At 67.1% G+C, this 14,602-nt stretch carries 15 protein-coding genes; 6 read left to right on the top strand and 9 right to left on the bottom strand.

Translation table 11 applies throughout. From position 1 onward, the window contains the following. Positions 1-48: 48 nt before the first annotated feature. Positions 49-1,167, top strand: a complete 1,119-nt coding sequence (locus F1C10_RS06235) for a sensor histidine kinase (protein WP_185209654.1) — start codon at positions 49-51, stop codon at positions 1,165-1,167. Positions 1,168-1,253: 86 nt separating this feature from the next. Beyond that, the gene (locus tag F1C10_RS06240; protein WP_185209655.1) at positions 1,254-2,063 is read left to right on the top strand and encodes a LytTR family DNA-binding domain-containing protein; all 810 of its coding nucleotides are present in this window, start codon (positions 1,254-1,256) and stop codon (positions 2,061-2,063) included. Here the strand turns inward: F1C10_RS06240 and F1C10_RS06245 are convergent. The 3 genes from F1C10_RS06245 to F1C10_RS06255 form a co-directional block, all read right to left on the bottom strand. After that, positions 2,060-3,163, bottom strand: coding sequence for an acyltransferase family protein (locus F1C10_RS06245; protein ID WP_185209656.1), 1,104 nt, complete (start codon positions 3,161-3,163; stop codon positions 2,060-2,062). The genes F1C10_RS06240 and F1C10_RS06245 overlap by 4 nt on opposite strands. A 49-nt stretch (positions 3,164-3,212) precedes the next feature. Continuing rightward, on the bottom strand, positions 3,213-3,881 hold the full coding sequence (locus F1C10_RS06250) for a GDSL-type esterase/lipase family protein (RefSeq protein ID WP_185209657.1): 669 nt from the start codon (positions 3,879-3,881) through the stop codon (positions 3,213-3,215). A gap of 117 nt (positions 3,882-3,998) precedes the next feature. After that, on the bottom strand, positions 3,999-6,308 hold the full coding sequence (locus tag F1C10_RS06255; protein ID WP_185210110.1) for a TonB-dependent receptor: 2,310 nt from the start codon (positions 6,306-6,308) through the stop codon (positions 3,999-4,001). 267 nt (positions 6,309-6,575) lie between these two features. Between F1C10_RS06255 and F1C10_RS06260 the strand changes: the two genes are divergently transcribed. Further along, positions 6,576-8,438, top strand: coding sequence for an ABC-F family ATP-binding cassette domain-containing protein (locus F1C10_RS06260; protein WP_185209658.1), 1,863 nt, complete (start codon positions 6,576-6,578; stop codon positions 8,436-8,438). Between the two features lie 35 nt (positions 8,439-8,473). Here the strand turns inward: F1C10_RS06260 and F1C10_RS06265 are convergent, their stop codons facing one another. After that, positions 8,474-8,938 carry a DUF1465 family protein gene (locus F1C10_RS06265; protein WP_185210111.1) on the bottom strand — a complete coding sequence of 155 codons (465 nt, stop codon included), beginning with the start codon at positions 8,936-8,938 and terminating at the stop codon, positions 8,474-8,476. 81 nt (positions 8,939-9,019) lie between these two features. Continuing rightward, positions 9,020-9,217: a DUF465 domain-containing protein gene (locus F1C10_RS06270; RefSeq protein WP_256926699.1), complete on the bottom strand. Its 198-nt coding sequence runs from the start codon at positions 9,215-9,217 to the stop codon at positions 9,020-9,022. Between the two features lie 234 nt (positions 9,218-9,451). Between F1C10_RS06270 and F1C10_RS06275 the strand changes: the two genes are divergently transcribed. Continuing rightward, positions 9,452-9,610: a YdcH family protein gene (locus tag F1C10_RS06275; protein ID WP_085810342.1), complete on the top strand. Its 159-nt coding sequence runs from the start codon at positions 9,452-9,454 to the stop codon at positions 9,608-9,610. Between the two features lie 65 nt (positions 9,611-9,675). On the opposite strand, the gene F1C10_RS06280 is transcribed toward F1C10_RS06275, so the two are convergent. From F1C10_RS06280 to F1C10_RS06295, 4 genes are read right to left on the bottom strand one after another with little or no spacing between them, the layout of a single operon-like run. Beyond that, entirely contained in the window at positions 9,676-11,082 is a 1,407-nt protein-coding gene (locus F1C10_RS06280) for a coniferyl aldehyde dehydrogenase (protein ID WP_374939370.1), read from the bottom strand. A gap of 32 nt (positions 11,083-11,114) precedes the next feature. Then, positions 11,115-11,549 carry a hypothetical protein gene (locus F1C10_RS06285; RefSeq protein ID WP_185209659.1) on the bottom strand — a complete coding sequence of 145 codons (435 nt, stop codon included), beginning with the start codon at positions 11,547-11,549 and terminating at the stop codon, positions 11,115-11,117. Further along, a complete protein-coding gene (locus F1C10_RS06290; RefSeq protein ID WP_185209660.1) occupies positions 11,546-12,295 on the bottom strand; it encodes an A24 family peptidase in 750 nt (249 codons plus the stop codon). Before F1C10_RS06290 ends, F1C10_RS06285 begins: the two co-directional genes overlap by 4 nt. Continuing rightward, a complete protein-coding gene (locus F1C10_RS06295; RefSeq protein ID WP_258043106.1) occupies positions 12,288-12,539 on the bottom strand; it encodes a hypothetical protein in 252 nt (83 codons plus the stop codon). Before F1C10_RS06295 ends, F1C10_RS06290 begins: the two co-directional genes overlap by 8 nt. Before the next feature lie 89 nt (positions 12,540-12,628). Between F1C10_RS06295 and F1C10_RS06300 the strand changes: the two genes are divergently transcribed. Together F1C10_RS06300 and ppk2 are read left to right on the top strand one after the other, a co-directional pair. Continuing rightward, a complete protein-coding gene (locus tag F1C10_RS06300) occupies positions 12,629-13,813 on the top strand; it encodes an acetyl-CoA C-acyltransferase (RefSeq protein ID WP_185209661.1) in 1,185 nt (394 codons plus the stop codon). 4 nt (positions 13,814-13,817) lie between these two features. Beyond that, the gene (gene ppk2 / locus F1C10_RS06305; protein WP_185209662.1) at positions 13,818-14,573 is read left to right on the top strand and encodes a polyphosphate kinase 2; all 756 of its coding nucleotides are present in this window, start codon (positions 13,818-13,820) and stop codon (positions 14,571-14,573) included. Positions 14,574-14,602 lie beyond the last annotated feature (29 nt).

Genomic DNA, 14,602 nt, shown 5'->3' on the forward strand with positions numbered 1-14,602 from the left:
GCGGCCTTTCTTTTGCGTGCCGCGCCCGCCCCGCCTATAGCGCGCTGCATGGCGACGACGCTCCCCGCCCCTTCCGTTGCACCGGCCTCGATCCGGCCGAGCAACCTCGCCGTCCGCCCGTTCTTCGAGGACAAGGCGCGCGCCTTCTGGATCCTGCAGGCGGCGGGCTGGTCCGGCTATCTCGTGCTGCGCACGGTGTCGTCGATCTCGAACGGCTTCACGCTGCAGGGCGTTGTTACCAACATCGTCGAGACGATCGTCGGCTATTGCATCACGCTGCTGCTCTCGACGCTGTACGGATATTACCGCGGGCTGCCGCGGATCACCGCGATCATCCTGACGGTGATGACGCTCGGCGCCGCCACCTTCGTCTACGCGCTGCTCGACACCTTCTCGTTCAGTTTCATCAAGCTTGCGGCGCCGGGCGTCGACGTGAAGCTGCTGATCGGCGCGCTGTTCCTCAACTTCACCGTGCTCGCCGGCTGGTCGGCGCTGTATTTCGGTATCAATTTCTACCTGATCGTCGAGGAGCAGATCGATCAGATGCAGCATCTGGAGACGCAGGCGTCGTCGGCGCAGCTCGCGATGCTGCGCTACCAGCTCAACCCGCACTTCCTGTTCAACACGCTCAATTCGATTTCGACGCTCGTGCTGCTCAAGCAGACCGAGCGCGCCAATGCGATGCTGAGCCGGCTGTCGAGCTTCCTGCGCTACACGCTCGCCAACGAGCCCACCGCGCACGTCACCGTCGCGCAGGAGGTCGAGACGCTGAAGCTCTATCTCGAGATCGAGAAGATGCGCTTCGAGGATCGGCTGCGGCCCAAGTTCGAGATCGATCCGAACGTGGAAAAGGCCCGCCTTCCCTCGCTGCTGCTCCAGCCGCTGGTCGAGAATGCGATCAAATATGCGGTGACGCCGAAGGAGGATGGCGCGGAGATCTGCGTCACCGCGCGGCTCGTCGGCGATCGCGTGCGGATCGGCGTATCGGATACCGGGCCGGGGTTGCAGCCGACGCGGAACCGGCCAAGCCTTTCAACCGGCGTGGGCATCGCCAATATCAGGGAGCGACTGGTACAATCTTTCGGAACGGATCACCGCTTCGAGATCCGCGCGATGCCGACAGGGGGCTTTGGCGTGGAGATCGAGATCCCGTTTCAGACGGAATGAAGAGGAACAGGGGGCAGAAGCGTTGAGGTGACCAGTCCGGCCGATCGTCACGGCCGGGCGGCATCGTATCGGAGATTGACGTTACCATGACCATCCGCACCATTCTCGTCGACGACGAGCCGCTCGCGATCCAGGGCCTCGAGCTCCGGTTGCAGCCGCACGACGACGTCGAGATCGTCGCCAAGTGCCAGAACGGGCGCGAGGCGATCAGCGCGATCAAGACCCACAAGCCCGATCTCGTGTTTCTCGACATTCAGATGCCCGGTTTCGACGGCTTCTCGGTCGTCCAGGGATTGATGGAGGTCGAACCGCCGCTGTTCGTGTTCGTCACCGCCTATTCGGATCACGCGCTGCGCGCGTTCGAGGCGCAGGCGGTCGATTATCTGATGAAGCCGGTCGAGGAAGCACGGCTTGCCGATACGCTCGAACGCGTGCGCCAGCGCCTGTCGGAAAAGTCGAGCGTCGGCGAGGCGGAGAAGCTCAAGGAGGCGCTTGCCGAGCATGCGCCCGAAGCGGCGGCGGAGATCGCCGACGTCGGCAGCGGCGGCGAGCAGCCCAACATCGGCCGGTTCGAGAAGCTCATCAACGTCAAGGACCGCGGGCAGATCTTCCGCGTCGACGTCGACACGATCGAGATCGTCGAGGCGGCGGGCGACTATATGTGCATCAAGACGGCGGACAACACGCTGATCCTGCGCGAGACGATGAAGGACCTGGAGAAGCGGCTTGATCCGCGGCGCTTCCAGCGCGTCCACCGCTCGACGATCGTCAACCTCGATCAGGTGCGCCAGGTGAAGCCGCACACCAACGGCGAATGCTTCCTGGTGCTCGATTCAGGCGCGCAGGTGAAGGTCAGCCGCAGCTACCGCGACGTCGTCGCGCGCTTCGTCCACTAGGCGGCGGCCGGGTTGGCGGTGATCGCCGTCGCCACCGGCTGGCGCGCCGACCGCTGCTCGCTTCGCCCGTTGAGCAGCAGCGCGGCAAGGCGGAAACGCTTCACGATCAGCACATGCGCCAGCCATGACAGGCCACCGGCAAGGACGATCGTCATCGGGTAGGCGATGTTGGCCGGCAACGAAGGCGGGTACAGGCGCGTGTTGATCAGCGCCGCGAACGGCAGGTGCAGCAGGTAGATCGTGTAGGATGCGTCGGTCAGCGTCGCCACGATCGGGGGTACATGTCGGATCGTCGCTGCCGTTCGTAGCAGTATCGCAAAAACCAGCGGCGGACACAGCGCCGCCCCGACGAAGCGGACATACGCCTCGCCAGCGCCCAGCAACCCGGTCGCAGCTGTCGCGTAGCAGCCCGCGATCGCCACCAGCACCATCGCCGCCATGCGCGTCGAGCGGACCAGGCTATCCCGAACAACGTCCGATCGCGCGGCAAGGACGCCGAACAGGAAGGTGGGCAGATATCCGACGATCAGCTGGATATTGCCGTAGGCGCGCACCAGTCGCGGCGAGAGGAGCGCGAACATCGCGGGCGGCGCGAGCGCGAACATCACCGACGTCGCAACCGCCGTCGCCAGAATCAGCGTCAGCGGCGCGATCCGCTGGGCGACGGCGATGATGACACGCCAGACGCCCGCGTTCCGATCGAGCAGCCGCAGCAGCGCCGACGCCAACAGCAGGCCCCACAGGAACCAGAAATGCCACCATTCGAACAGCAGCGGCGACCCGGCGTAACCATCGTCGGTCGTCAGCAGCCACCACGTGGCCGGCGACAGCAGCAATATCCCGGTCATCACGGGATAGCCGAGCTGTCGCAAACGGCGCGAGTACCAGACGTCGCTCGGCACGCGCCGCAGCGTTAGTGCCGCCAGATAGCCTGACAGGGCAAAGAAGACCCCCATGCGGAACGCCTGCGAAACCATTTCGACGACATAGAATAAGCGATTATGGTCAAGCGTGATCGAGCAGTGGACGAACAGCCCACCCAGCATCAGCATCGCCCGCCACGCATCGAGCCCGACAATCCGCTCTGCCCTGTCGCTCATCGACTTGCCCCTTAGCCGCTGATATTGCGGCCGAAGTCTCTCGTATCGATTAACGGCATTCGTTGTTTCGCGCGCGACGTAGGCCGGCGATGATCGGCGTCGACCATCGGCGATAGCCCTGCTCCATCAGGTGGACGCCGTCGTCGCGATAGAAGTTGCCGGGCCGACCATCGACCAGGAGCCGCTCGCCGGCCGCAACGAACGCGGTACGCGGCATACCGGCGGCGAAGCGGCTCATCGCGGCATCGACCGCCAGTTGCGCAGGACGGTTGCGCCAGCGGGTCGGGCTCGGCTTCATCGACACGATCAGCAGCGCGCTTCCCGGCGCGCGAACGCGCAGCGCCTTTGCGAGATCAGCGAGCTCGCGCGCCACTTCCTTCGGATCGGCACCGTCCGCAATGTCGTTTTCACCGGCGTACAGTACAATCGCCGCCGGCGCCGGCTCGCCGCGAGTCTTGGTGAGCCGCAGCGTGAGTTCGGACAGCCGCGCCCCCTCGATCCCGCGATTATACACCGTCCACCCGGCCAAATCGCGCTCGGCATTCTCCCAGCGATGCATTGAGGAGCTGCCGACGAGCCACACGGTGCAGCGGCCACCGGTGGCGATCCTGCCCGGCAGCGGCGCGTGGCCATGCTGCCAGGTCGTGAACAGGAAATAGCCGGTGATGATCGCGATGAAGACGCCCCCGGCAAGCGCGAGCTTGCCAAGGGTCGCCACCACTTCGCGTAGTGTTGCCGATGACCGAGCGACGCGCATCGGCAACGCCTCGCACGACAAGGTTAAGGCTACGTCGATGCCGGCCGGGAAACCGGCCGGTCTCGATCCGCTGTGCCGTTACCGCGTCTTGGCGGAGAACGACACGCCGATGATCCGCGGCTCGTTGTAAACCGCGGCGTTGTAGTTCTCGATCACGCCCTTCAGGTTGCGCTCGTTCGTCACGTTGCGGGCGAAGGCGGCGATCTCGTAACGGTCGTCGGGATCAGTGAAGCCCGCTTTCAGCCCAAGCTCGAAATTGCCGTCGGCATAGAATTCGCGCGTCCGGTAGAGAACGAAATTGGTGTAGCCCTGCGCGTTGAAGTCGGTCGACACGAAGAAGTTGCCGCGGTCGACGACGGGAATGTCGTAGCGGATACCGGCATTCAGCTGCCACTTGGGCGCGTTGGGCAGCGGGTTGCCGTCGACCTGCGCGAGCACCGCCGGCGCGCCGAAGATCGTCCGGTTCACGGTAGGATCGAGCACGGTGCAGGTGACGCGGCCGTTGAGCGCGCAGACCTGCGCGAAGACGCGATCGTCCTTGATCTTGGTCTTCAGTACGTTGCCGCCGAGCGAGAAGCTGATGTTGCGGATCGGCCGCCACTCGATCTCGCCCTCGACGCCCCAAGCGTCCGCCTTGTCGGCGTTGAACAGCACGCCGTTGCCGTCGGCGTCGTTGCCGTTGAGCTGGATGTCGTCGACGCGCCAATGGAACGCCGCGGCGTTGATGCGCAGGTTGCGCGTCGGCTCGCTCTTGAAGCCGAGCTCGTACGACATGATCGTCTCCGAATCGGCGGTGGTGAAGGCGCTGCCAAACACCGCCGAGCGGCCCTGGATCGTCGGCCCGCGGAAACCGCGCGCGACGCGCGCGTAGACGTTCACCTCGGGCATCACCTGGTACAGCGCCGACAGATCCCAGCTCGGCTCCTTGCCGACTAGGCGCACGTCGCGGTCCGCGCCGGCCGGGAAGTTCACCGTCGCACCCGTCATCGCCGGCTTCACCAGCGTCGTGCGCTTGCGATCCTCGGTATAGCGCGCGCCCGCCGTCAGCGTCAGCTGGTCGGTCACCGCATAGCTCGCCTGACCGAACACCGCCCACGACGTGTTGACGTCGCGCAGCCGCACCCAATTGTCGGGATTGTTGGTATTGGGGTTGGTCGCGACGAACGGCGCGGTCAGGAAGAAGCGCCGCTGGTAGAATTCGGTCGTGTCGCGATTGTCGAAATAGAAGCCGCCGACCTGCCACTTGAACGCGGTATTGCCGCTGCTGGCGAGGCGCAGTTCCTGCGTCCACTGGTCAAGATCGCGAATATTGCCCTGGCTCTGGCCATAGCCGTTGGGCACGCCGTTGAACGGGAACGCCACTGCCGCGCCGCCGTCGGTATCGCCGCGGCTATACCCCTCGGTCGTCTCGTAGCCGGTGATCGACGTCAGCGTCACGCCGCCGAAATCCCACGCGACGTTGGCCGATGCGCCGTAGGTCGTATAGCCCTGCGGGTTGTTCATCGCCTCGTCCTGGTTGGTGACAGAGCGCGGCTTGGTCGGGTTGTTGCTGCCCAGCGGCAACGCGCCGCGATAAAAGACGGTCGAGGTGCCGTCGTAATCACGCGCGTGGCCCGACAGGTTGATCGACAGCGTCTCGGTCGGCGTGAACAGCAGCTGGAGCCGCGCGTTGCGATCCTCGAAGCCGCCCATCACGTCCTTGCCGCCGCGCGTCCCGTCGAAGCTTGCGCCGGCGTAGAGGCTGCTGATCCAGTCGTCGCGCCGCTGGTACAGGCCCGAGACGCGGAACGCGACTCTGTCCGCCACGATCGGCCCACCGACGCCGGCGTCGGCCGATACGGTGTTGTACGTGCCCCACGAAACCGAGCCGCGCGCCTGGAAGTCCATCGACGGGCGCACCGTGTCGAACTTGACGATGCCTGCGGTGGTGTTGCGCCCGAACAGCGAGCCCTGCGGCCCGCGCAGCACCTCGACCTGCGCGACGTCATAGACCGGGTTCGACTTCAGCACGACATGCTCGAGCACGATATCGTCCTGAATGATCGAAACCGGCTGCGAGGCGCCGAGGTAAAAATCGACGTTGCCGAGGCCGCGGATGTAGAAGCGCGGGAAGATGCGCCCGGTGGTCGTCTCGGCGTACAGCCCCGGCACGCGCCCGGCGAGCGCCAGGATGCCCTCGCCGCCCGACTGGATGTCGCGCAGCGTGTCGCCGCGCACCGCGCTCAGCGAGATCGGCACCGACTGCTGGTTCGCCTCGCGGCGCTCCGCGGTGACGACGATGTCGTCGAGCCCGTCGGAGGTGCCCGCCGTCTCACCGCCCTGGCTCGCCTGTGCCGGATCGGCAGGACCGGATGCCTGCGCGCCCGCAAGCGTCGGCAGCGCGAGCATCGCGGTTGCGGAAAGAAGCAGAGCACGGCGAGCGATCGTCAGCGACACGGTATAACCCTCTTTGAAAGTGAAACGCTGGCGGGGCGCGTGCCGCCGTTGCACCGGGGCTCTCCTGCCCCGGCTCGGCGAATCGATTGCTGGATGACCCCCGCCATCTCCCGCCCCCGCTGCTAGGCGAAGATTGCGACGGGTTTGTGACGCAATGTGTCTGATCGCCCGATACGCGGTCCGTTTCGTTGCGCTGCAATAGCTGCTAACGGCGCGCGCATGCTTACGATCAACGGCATCACCGTGCGCCTAGGCGGGCGCGCGATCCTCGACGGCGCGTCGGCCTCGCTGCCGCCGGGCAGCCGCGTCGGGCTGATCGGCCGCAATGGCGCGGGCAAGTCGACGATGGTTAAGGTCATCGCCGGCCAGATCGAGCCCGACGGCGGGTCGATCGACATGCCGCGCGGCGCGCGCATCGGCTATATCGCGCAGGAGGCGCCGGCTGGCGATGCGACCCCGTTCGACACCGTGCTCGCCGCGGATACCGAACGCGCGCGCCTGATGGAGCAGAGCGAGACCGAGGCAGATCCCGAAAAGCTCGGCGACATCTACGAGCGACTGATCGCGATCGACGCCTATACCGCGCCCGCCCGCGCGTCGCAGATCCTACTCGGCCTCGGGTTCGACGACGACGCGCAGAACCGTCCGCTCGACAGTTTCTCGGGCGGCTGGAAGATGCGCGTCGCGCTTGCCGCGCTACTGTTTTCGCAGCCCGATCTGCTGCTGCTCGACGAACCGTCGAACCACCTCGATCTCGAAGCGGTAATGTGGCTGGAGGATTTCCTGCGTGCGTACCGGGCGACGATCGTCGTCGTCAGCCACGAGCGTGATTTCCTCAACAACGTCGTCGATCACATCCTGCACCTGCAGGGCGGCAAGACGACGCTCTACGCCGGCGGCTATGATTCGTTCGAGCGCCAGCGCGCCGAGCGGATGGCGCAGCTCGCCGCCGCCAAGGCGAACCAGGACGCGCAGCGCGCCAAGCTGCAGGACTACGTCGCGCGCAACTCGGCGCGCGCATCGACCGCCAAGCAGGCGCAGAGCCGCGCCAAGATGCTCGCCAAGATGCAGCCGATCGCGGAGCTCGCCAACGATCCCACGCTGTCGTTCGGCTTTCCCGATCCCGAACCGCTGCGCCCGCCGCTCGTCACGCTGGATCACGCCAGCGTCGGCTACGGCGACACGCCGATCCTGCGCAAGCTCAACCTGCGAATGGATCCCGACGATCGCATCGCGCTGCTCGGCCGCAACGGCAACGGCAAGACGACGTTCGCGCGGCTGATCGCGGCGCAGCTCACTCCGATGGAAGGCGGCATGGCGGCGACCGGCCGGATGCGCGTCGGCTATTTCACGCAATATCAGGTCGAGGAGCTCGAGGCGGACGATACCCCGCTCGCGCACATGACGCGGGTGATGAAGGGCGCCACCCCCGCCGCAGTGCGCGCGCAGCTCGGCCGCTTCGGCTTCTCGGGCGATCGCGCGACCGCCAAGGTCGGCAAAATGTCGGGCGGGGAGAAGGCGCGGCTCGCGCTCGCGCTAATCACGCGCGAGGCGCCGCACCTCCTGATCCTCGACGAGCCGACCAACCACCTCGACGTCGACGCGCGCGAGGCGCTGGTCCAGGCGCTCAACGACTATAAGGGCGCGGTGCTGATCGTCAGCCACGATCGCCACATGGTCGAGCTGACCGCCGATCGCCTGGTGCTGGTCGACGACGGCACGGCGCGCGAGTTCGACGGCAGCCTCGACGATTATGTCGCGCTGGTCCTCGCCAAGGAGCCGAAGGGCGAAGGCAAGGCGGCACGCAAGGAAGCCGCCAAGGATCGCAAGGCCGCCGCCGAGAAGCGCGAGAGCGAGAAGGCGTGGCGCAAGGTCGCCAAGGAGATGGAGGGTGAGATTGCCTCGCTCAACGCCGATCGCTCGGCGATCGAGCGCGCGATGTTCGATCCCGCCAGCGCCAGCGGCGCGCTCGCCAAGCTGGCGATGGGTGATCTCATGAAGCGCCGCTCTGCGCTGACCGAGCGGATCGAGGCCGCCGAGGCGCGCTGGCTGGAGGCGACCGCAGCGCTCGAGGAAGCCTGAAGGCGCGCCGCCCGGCTGCCGCCGGGCGCTCGTCTTCAGAACGCCATCGCGAGCCGCTGCATCATCTGCCGCGCCGGGCTTTCCTCCGGCGTGCCGACCACCTGCGCCGCGTCGAGCCGGGCGACGCGGCGGTGGAGGTCGATGCTCGCGGCGACCATCATGCGCGCCTGCTCGGGCAGCTCGCGCACCGACGTCGCCTCCGACACCGGCTGCTCGCCCAGCCGCCGCGACGGATCGAGCGCATCGCGCGGCCTAAGCTCGCCCGCGAGCACCGCGCGCTGCGTCAGCAGCCAGGCGATGACGTGCATCAGCCGCGTGGTGACCTTGAGCGATTCGCAGCTGAACGTCACCCGCGCCATCGGCGCCAGCGCCTCGCGCTCGACGCGCCCGCCCTCATCAAAATAGCCGCGCGCATCGTCCGCGAGCACCATCGCCTCGACATATAAGGCGTCGATCAGGCGGCGGTGAACCGGCGAGTCTGCGAGCGGGCGCACGGGCATGGCCATCGTGTTACACGCTTCCCCGATCGGCGCGACGGGTGCAAAACGGCGCGGCGACGATGCCGCGTCCCAAAGCGATACTCACGCGATGATGTCCGGGATCAAATGATCCTCTAGCGCAGCGATCTCGTCGCGCAGCCGCAGCTTGCGCTTCTTCAGCCGGGCAAGCTGCATCTGGTCGCCCGCCGCCTCGCCGGCCAGCGCGGCGATCGCCGAATCGAGATCGCGATGCTCTAGTCGCAGCGCAGCGAGCCGCGCGATGATCTGACTGTCGTCCACCGATGCTCCCCCGCAGCCCCGTCCGAGCCCTCCCGGAGCCCCCCGAAACCACCCGTTCTGGCTACGCCCGCCCATAGCAGAACGGCGCATCCCGCAAGGCGAAAAGTCGTTCCGCCTGCAAGACGTCTGGCCCGATCATCGATCGGCCGCAGCACGCCGGATTTCGATGGGGACTTTTGCGTCCGGGCGTGTTGTACTCCCTATCCCCGCAACAGGCACACGGAGACATCTGTTATGCAGACCGCGCATCTTTCGGCACTCGAAGCCAAGCATGCCGTGCTCGATCAGCGCATCGCGGCCGAGAATCACCGGCCGCATCCCGACGACCTGCTGATCGCGGACCTCAAGAAGCAGAAGCTGCGCCTGAAGGAGGAGATCGCCGCGGCGCACTGATCGCGCACGGCGATACGGGGCCGGCACGGATCACGCCGTGCCGGGCCCGACCGCCGATCGACGCATCAGCCGATCTGCCGCGCCACCGCCTTGCGCGTCGCGGCGCCGTACGGCGGCTTTAACCCCGCGAGCTTGGCGACGTCGATCCGCGCCTGCTTGTACACCGCCTTGGCGTGGCTGAACGTGCGAAAGCCGTCGTAGCCGTGATAGGCGCCCATGCCCGACGGCCCGACCCCGCCGAACGGCAGATCTTCCATCGATACGTGGAACACGACGTCGTCGAGCGTCACCCCGCCCGATATCGTCCGGTCGAGCACGCGGCGCCGCTCGCCTTCGTCGCTGCCGAAATAATACAGGCCCAGCGGCCGATCGCGCCGGTTGACCTCTGCGATCGCGCCGTCGATCCCGTCGTAGCGCCGCACCGGCAGCACCGGGCCGAAGATCTCCTCCTGCATCAGCGTCATGTCATCGGTCACGTCGCGCACGATGTGCAGCGGCATCTTGCGGCTGTTGGTGCTGCCGAAATCCTCGTTCGCGGGATTAACCACTTCGACCCGCGCACCCTTCGCCCGCGCATCTTCGATCCAGTCGTTCAGCCGCTGGAAATGCCGGTCGTTGACGACGCTGGTATAGTCGGGGTTGGCGAGCAGCGTCGGATACATCGCGCTCGCGGCCGCCTTCAGTCCGTCGACCACCGCCTCTTCCTGATCCGACGGCACGAGGACATAGTCAGGCGCAAGGCAGATCTGCCCGGCGTTGAGCATCTTGCCGATCGCGACGCGTTCGCTGGTCTGCTTCACGTCGGCGCCCTTGCCGACGATCACCGGCGATTTGCCGCCGAGTTCGAGCGTCACCGGCGTCAGATTGTCCGCGGCCGCGTGCAGGATGTGGCGCCCGATCCCGGTCGCGCCGGTGAACAGAAGATGGTCGAACGGCAGCGCGGCGAACGCCTGCCCAACCTCCGGCCCGCCCGAGACGAAGACGAGTTCGGCGGGATCGAAATAGCGCCCGACGATCTCCTCGAACAGCGCCGCCGTCACCGGCGTGTACTCGCTGGTCTTCACCATCGCGCGGTTGCCGGCCGCGAACACGCCCGCTAGCGGTGACATGACGAGGTTGACCGGGAAGTTCCACGGCGCGATCACGCCGATCACGCCCTTGGGCTGATACTCGACCCACGCCTTTGCGCCGAGCAGCCCGAGCGGGAACTGCACCGTTCTTTTCTCCGTCCGCGACCATCGATCGAGGTTCTTCAGCGCGTGCTCGATCGGGCCGATCGACCCGGCGATATCGGTCACCATCGACTGCTCACGGCTGCGATGGCCGAAATCCTCGCTCAGCGCGTCGCAGAAGCGGTCGGCATGGTCGCGGATCATCGCGGCGGCGCGTTTCAGCCGATCCTTGCGCACCGACAATGGCTCCGGGAGCGCCGCCATGAAGCTCTCGCGCTGCGCCGCCAACATATCCATCATGCCACCCACTCCCCTCGTGTTCGTCGTCCTGCTCAGGCCGCGCAGCCGATCAGCCCCGCGACCGGCAGGACAATCGTGTCCTTGCCCGTCCGATCGATCCGCAGCGTACCGGCGTCGATCACCGCGCCCTGCGTCACGTCGCGTCGCGTCGCGATCGTCAGGTCGAGCGTCGCGACCACCTCGCCGCCGCGATACTCGGTCGTCGTGCCGAAGCCGAAACCCGCCGCGCCGCGCTGCGTCGCCAGCGCGAAGCTCGTCGGCTTGCCGTCGAGCGCGAGCTGCAGCGATCCCGCCGCGGCGCTCGCCATCGCGACCAGTGAGCGCGTCGTCCCCGTGCTGAATAGATAGGCCGCGCACCCGCTTGCCGGCAGCGCTTGGCGCGGCAGCGCGGCGATCGGCAGGCCGTCGATCGACGCGGGCGGCTTGGGCGGCTCGGCAACCGCCAGTGCGAGGATGAACGCGATCATGCCACCAACCCTATCATCAGCAGTAGCGCCGGGTAAGCCGCCAGCGCGAGGTACGCGCCGAACGGCACCGCGTCGTCCCGCGTCACCGCCCGCCCCGTCGCTGCGCGCCACGCGACGATCCCGAGCCCGATCAGCGCCGCGAAGAGCAGCACCGGCGGCAGCGTCCGCCAGCCGAGCCACAAGCCTATGCCGCCGAACAATTTAGGGTCTGCGCCGCCCAATCCTTCCTGCCCGCGCAGCCGCCGATAGGCGAAGCCGATCGCCCACAGCGCACCGAAGCCCGCCGCGCCGCCCACCAATCGCTCACCCAACGTCGGCGGCAGGATCGTCGCGGAAAGAACGCCACTGATCGCGATCGCGCCGGTCAGCACGTCGGGTATCCACAGCTCGGTCGCATCGAGTGCGACGACGAGCGCCAACAACCAGCCAATCCCAGCCACCGCCAACCCTGCCGGACCGGGCACCACCAAGCTGGCGAGCGCACCGACCACCGCGCACCCGAGCTCGATCTGCCAATGCAGGCGCGAGATTTGCGCGCCGCAGCACGCTGCCCTGCCGCGCAGCAGCACGCCGCTGACCAATGGTATCAGATGCTGCGGTGCAACCGACTGGCCGCACGCATCGCACAGCGATCGACCGCGGAGCGCGGAGCGGCCCTTTGGCCAGCGCACCGCGACCGTGGCGAGGAAACTGCCGACGATCGCACCCAGGAAACCTAAAACGACGGGCCAGAAGAGGTCAGACACCCGTCTTTCGTATCAGATAGCGGTACACGCCGAACAGGTTGATCGCGAACAGCACGACGTTCTGCGTCCCCAGCGCCCAGTCCCCGGTCAGCGCCGCGCCGCTGATCCAGCAGATCGACGATCCGACGAACAGGACGAAGCCCCACCCCGTCACGCGCCGCCCGAAATCGAGCGAGACCATGAACGCGGCGATCATGCCGCTGATCGAAGCGCTCCATTTCAGCACGTCGGTGAGGCTGTCCATGCGCTCATCTAGACAAAGCCGCCGCCTTTGTAATTACGCCGCATCAGTCTTACACTCGGACCATCAGATTTTTGCGGAGCAGCATTGCAATGGCCACCGATCCCGTCGTGATCCTATCGTACGCGCGCACCCCGATGGGCGGCATGCAGGGCGCACTCGCCGACGTCTCCGCCACCGATCTGGGCGCGACGGCGGTCAAGGCGGCGGTCGAGCGGGCGGGCGTCGACGGCGGCGATATCGAGCGGATCTACATGGGCTGCGTGCTGCCCGCCGGGCTCGGTCAGGCGCCGGCGCGTCAGGCGGCGATCAAGGCCGGACTGCCCAAATCGGTACAGGCGACGACGGTCAACAAGGTGTGCGGCTCGGGCATGCAAACCGTCATCATGGGCGCCGAGGCGCTCGCCGCCGGGTCCGTCGACGTCGTTGTCGCCGGGGGCATGGAAAGCATGACCAACGCGCCGTACATTCTCAAGAAGCACCGCTCGGGCGCGCGGATCGGCCACGATACCGCCTACGACCACATGTTCCTCGACGGGCTCGAGGACGCGTACGAGGCCGGCCGCGCGATGGGCACCTTCGCGCAGGATACCGCCAACGACTATCAGCTGACGCGGCAGGCGCAGGACGATTACTCGATCGAATCGCTGCGTCGTGCGCAGTCCGCGATCGCGTCGGGCGCGTTCGCGGGAGAGATCGTCCCAGTTACCGTCGCAACGCGCAAGGGCGACGTGGTGGTCGACACCGACGAGCAGCCCGGCCGCGGCATGCCCGACAAGATCCCGACGCTGAAGCCGGCGTTCGCCAAGGACGGCACCATCACCGCTGCGACCAGCTCGTCGATCTCCGACGGCGCCGCCGCGCTGGTACTGACGCGTGCCAGCGTCGCTGAAGCGAAGGGGCAGACGCCCGTCGCGCGGATCGTCGCACACGCCGCGCACGCGCAGGAGCCCGCCGCCTTCACCACCGCCCCGGTCGGCGCGATCGAGAAGCTGCTGAAAAAGGCCGGCTGGACGATCGACGAGGTCGACCTGTTCGAGATCAACGAGGCGTTCGCGTGCGTCGCGATGTTCGCGATGCGCGATCTCGGCATCCCGCACGACAAGATCAACGTCCACGGCGGCGCGACCGCGCTCGGGCACCCGATCGGCGCGTCGGGCGCGCGGATCATCACCACGCTCGTCGCCGCGCTGAAGACGCACGGCAAGAAGCGCGGCGTCGCCAGCTTGTGCATTGGCGGCGGCGAGGCGACGGCGGTCGCGATCGAGTTGGTCTGAGCAATTGAGCAAGGATCACGCCGAGGAGGATCACGACCTTCAGGTCGCGCTCGTCCGCTACCAGCAATGGGCGGCGGAGAGCGGCGAGCGTGCCGTCGTCGTACTCGAAGGACGCGACACGGCGGGCAAGGACGGCACGATCCGCACCCTCACCCGCCATCTCGCGGTGCGCCAAACGCGCGTCATTGCGCTGCCCAAGCCGAGCGAGCACGAGCGGACGCAATGGTATTTCCAGCGCTACGTCGCGCATCTGCCCTCGGCGGGCGAGCTCGTGATCTTCAACCGCAGCTGGTACAATCGTGCCGGTGTCGAGGTGGTCAACGGCTTCTCGACGCCCGAGCAGCAGGAACGCTTCCTTGAGGACGTGCCCGGGTTCGAGGCGATGCTGGTCGGCGACGGCATCAGGCTCGTGAAGCTGTGGCTCGACATTTCGCGGGGCGAGCAGGCCGATCGGCTCGCGTCGCGGCGTGACGATCCGCTCAAGGCGCTCAAGATCTCCGCGCTCGATGCCGTCGCGCAGGACAAGTGGGACGACTACACCGTCGCGCGTGACACGATGCTGACGCGGACGAGCACGCCGCAGGCGCCGTGGGTGTGCGTGCGCGCCGATCACAAGAAGCGCGCGCGACGTGCGATCATTCAGCACCTGCTTCGCGAGCTTGCCCCCGCCAAGGTCAGCGGTGAGGTCGCCGCACCCGAACGCGATACGCTGTTCGCGTTCGAGGCGAGTGCGATCGGCGACGGCCGGCTGGAGCGCTGATCCCAGCCGGCACCGCCCAGCGCAACTTT

Origin of the sequence: Sphingomonas sp. NBWT7 (assembly GCF_014217605.1) — a bacterium.
Taxonomy (GTDB): domain Bacteria; phylum Pseudomonadota; class Alphaproteobacteria; order Sphingomonadales; family Sphingomonadaceae; genus Sphingomonas.

Bases quoted from the DNA above. Each gene is read 5' to 3' on its own strand.
- F1C10_RS06245 (WP_185209656.1), bottom strand. From the start codon at position 3,163: ATGAGCGACAGGGCAGAGCGGATTGTCGGGCTCGATGCGTGGCGGGCG.
- F1C10_RS06280 (WP_374939370.1), bottom strand. From the start codon at position 11,082: ATGATGGATATGTTGGCGGCGCAGCGCGAGAGCTTCATGGCGGCGCTC.
- F1C10_RS06265 (WP_185210111.1), bottom strand. From the start codon at position 8,938: ATGCCCGTGCGCCCGCTCGCAGACTCGCCGGTTCACCGCCGCCTGATC.
- F1C10_RS06240 (WP_185209655.1), top strand. From the start codon at position 1,254: ATGACCATCCGCACCATTCTCGTCGACGACGAGCCGCTCGCGATCCAG.
- F1C10_RS06295 (WP_258043106.1), bottom strand. From the start codon at position 12,539: ATGGACAGCCTCACCGACGTGCTGAAATGGAGCGCTTCGATCAGCGGC.
- F1C10_RS06285 (WP_185209659.1), bottom strand. From the start codon at position 11,549: ATGATCGCGTTCATCCTCGCACTGGCGGTTGCCGAGCCGCCCAAGCCG.
- F1C10_RS06300 (WP_185209661.1), top strand. From the start codon at position 12,629: ATGGCCACCGATCCCGTCGTGATCCTATCGTACGCGCGCACCCCGATG.
- F1C10_RS06255 (WP_185210110.1), bottom strand. From the start codon at position 6,308: ATGCTCGCGCTGCCGACGCTTGCGGGCGCGCAGGCATCCGGTCCTGCC.
- F1C10_RS06275 (WP_085810342.1), top strand. From the start codon at position 9,452: ATGCAGACCGCGCATCTTTCGGCACTCGAAGCCAAGCATGCCGTGCTC.
- F1C10_RS06235 (WP_185209654.1), top strand. From the start codon at position 49: ATGGCGACGACGCTCCCCGCCCCTTCCGTTGCACCGGCCTCGATCCGG.
- F1C10_RS06260 (WP_185209658.1), top strand. From the start codon at position 6,576: ATGCTTACGATCAACGGCATCACCGTGCGCCTAGGCGGGCGCGCGATC.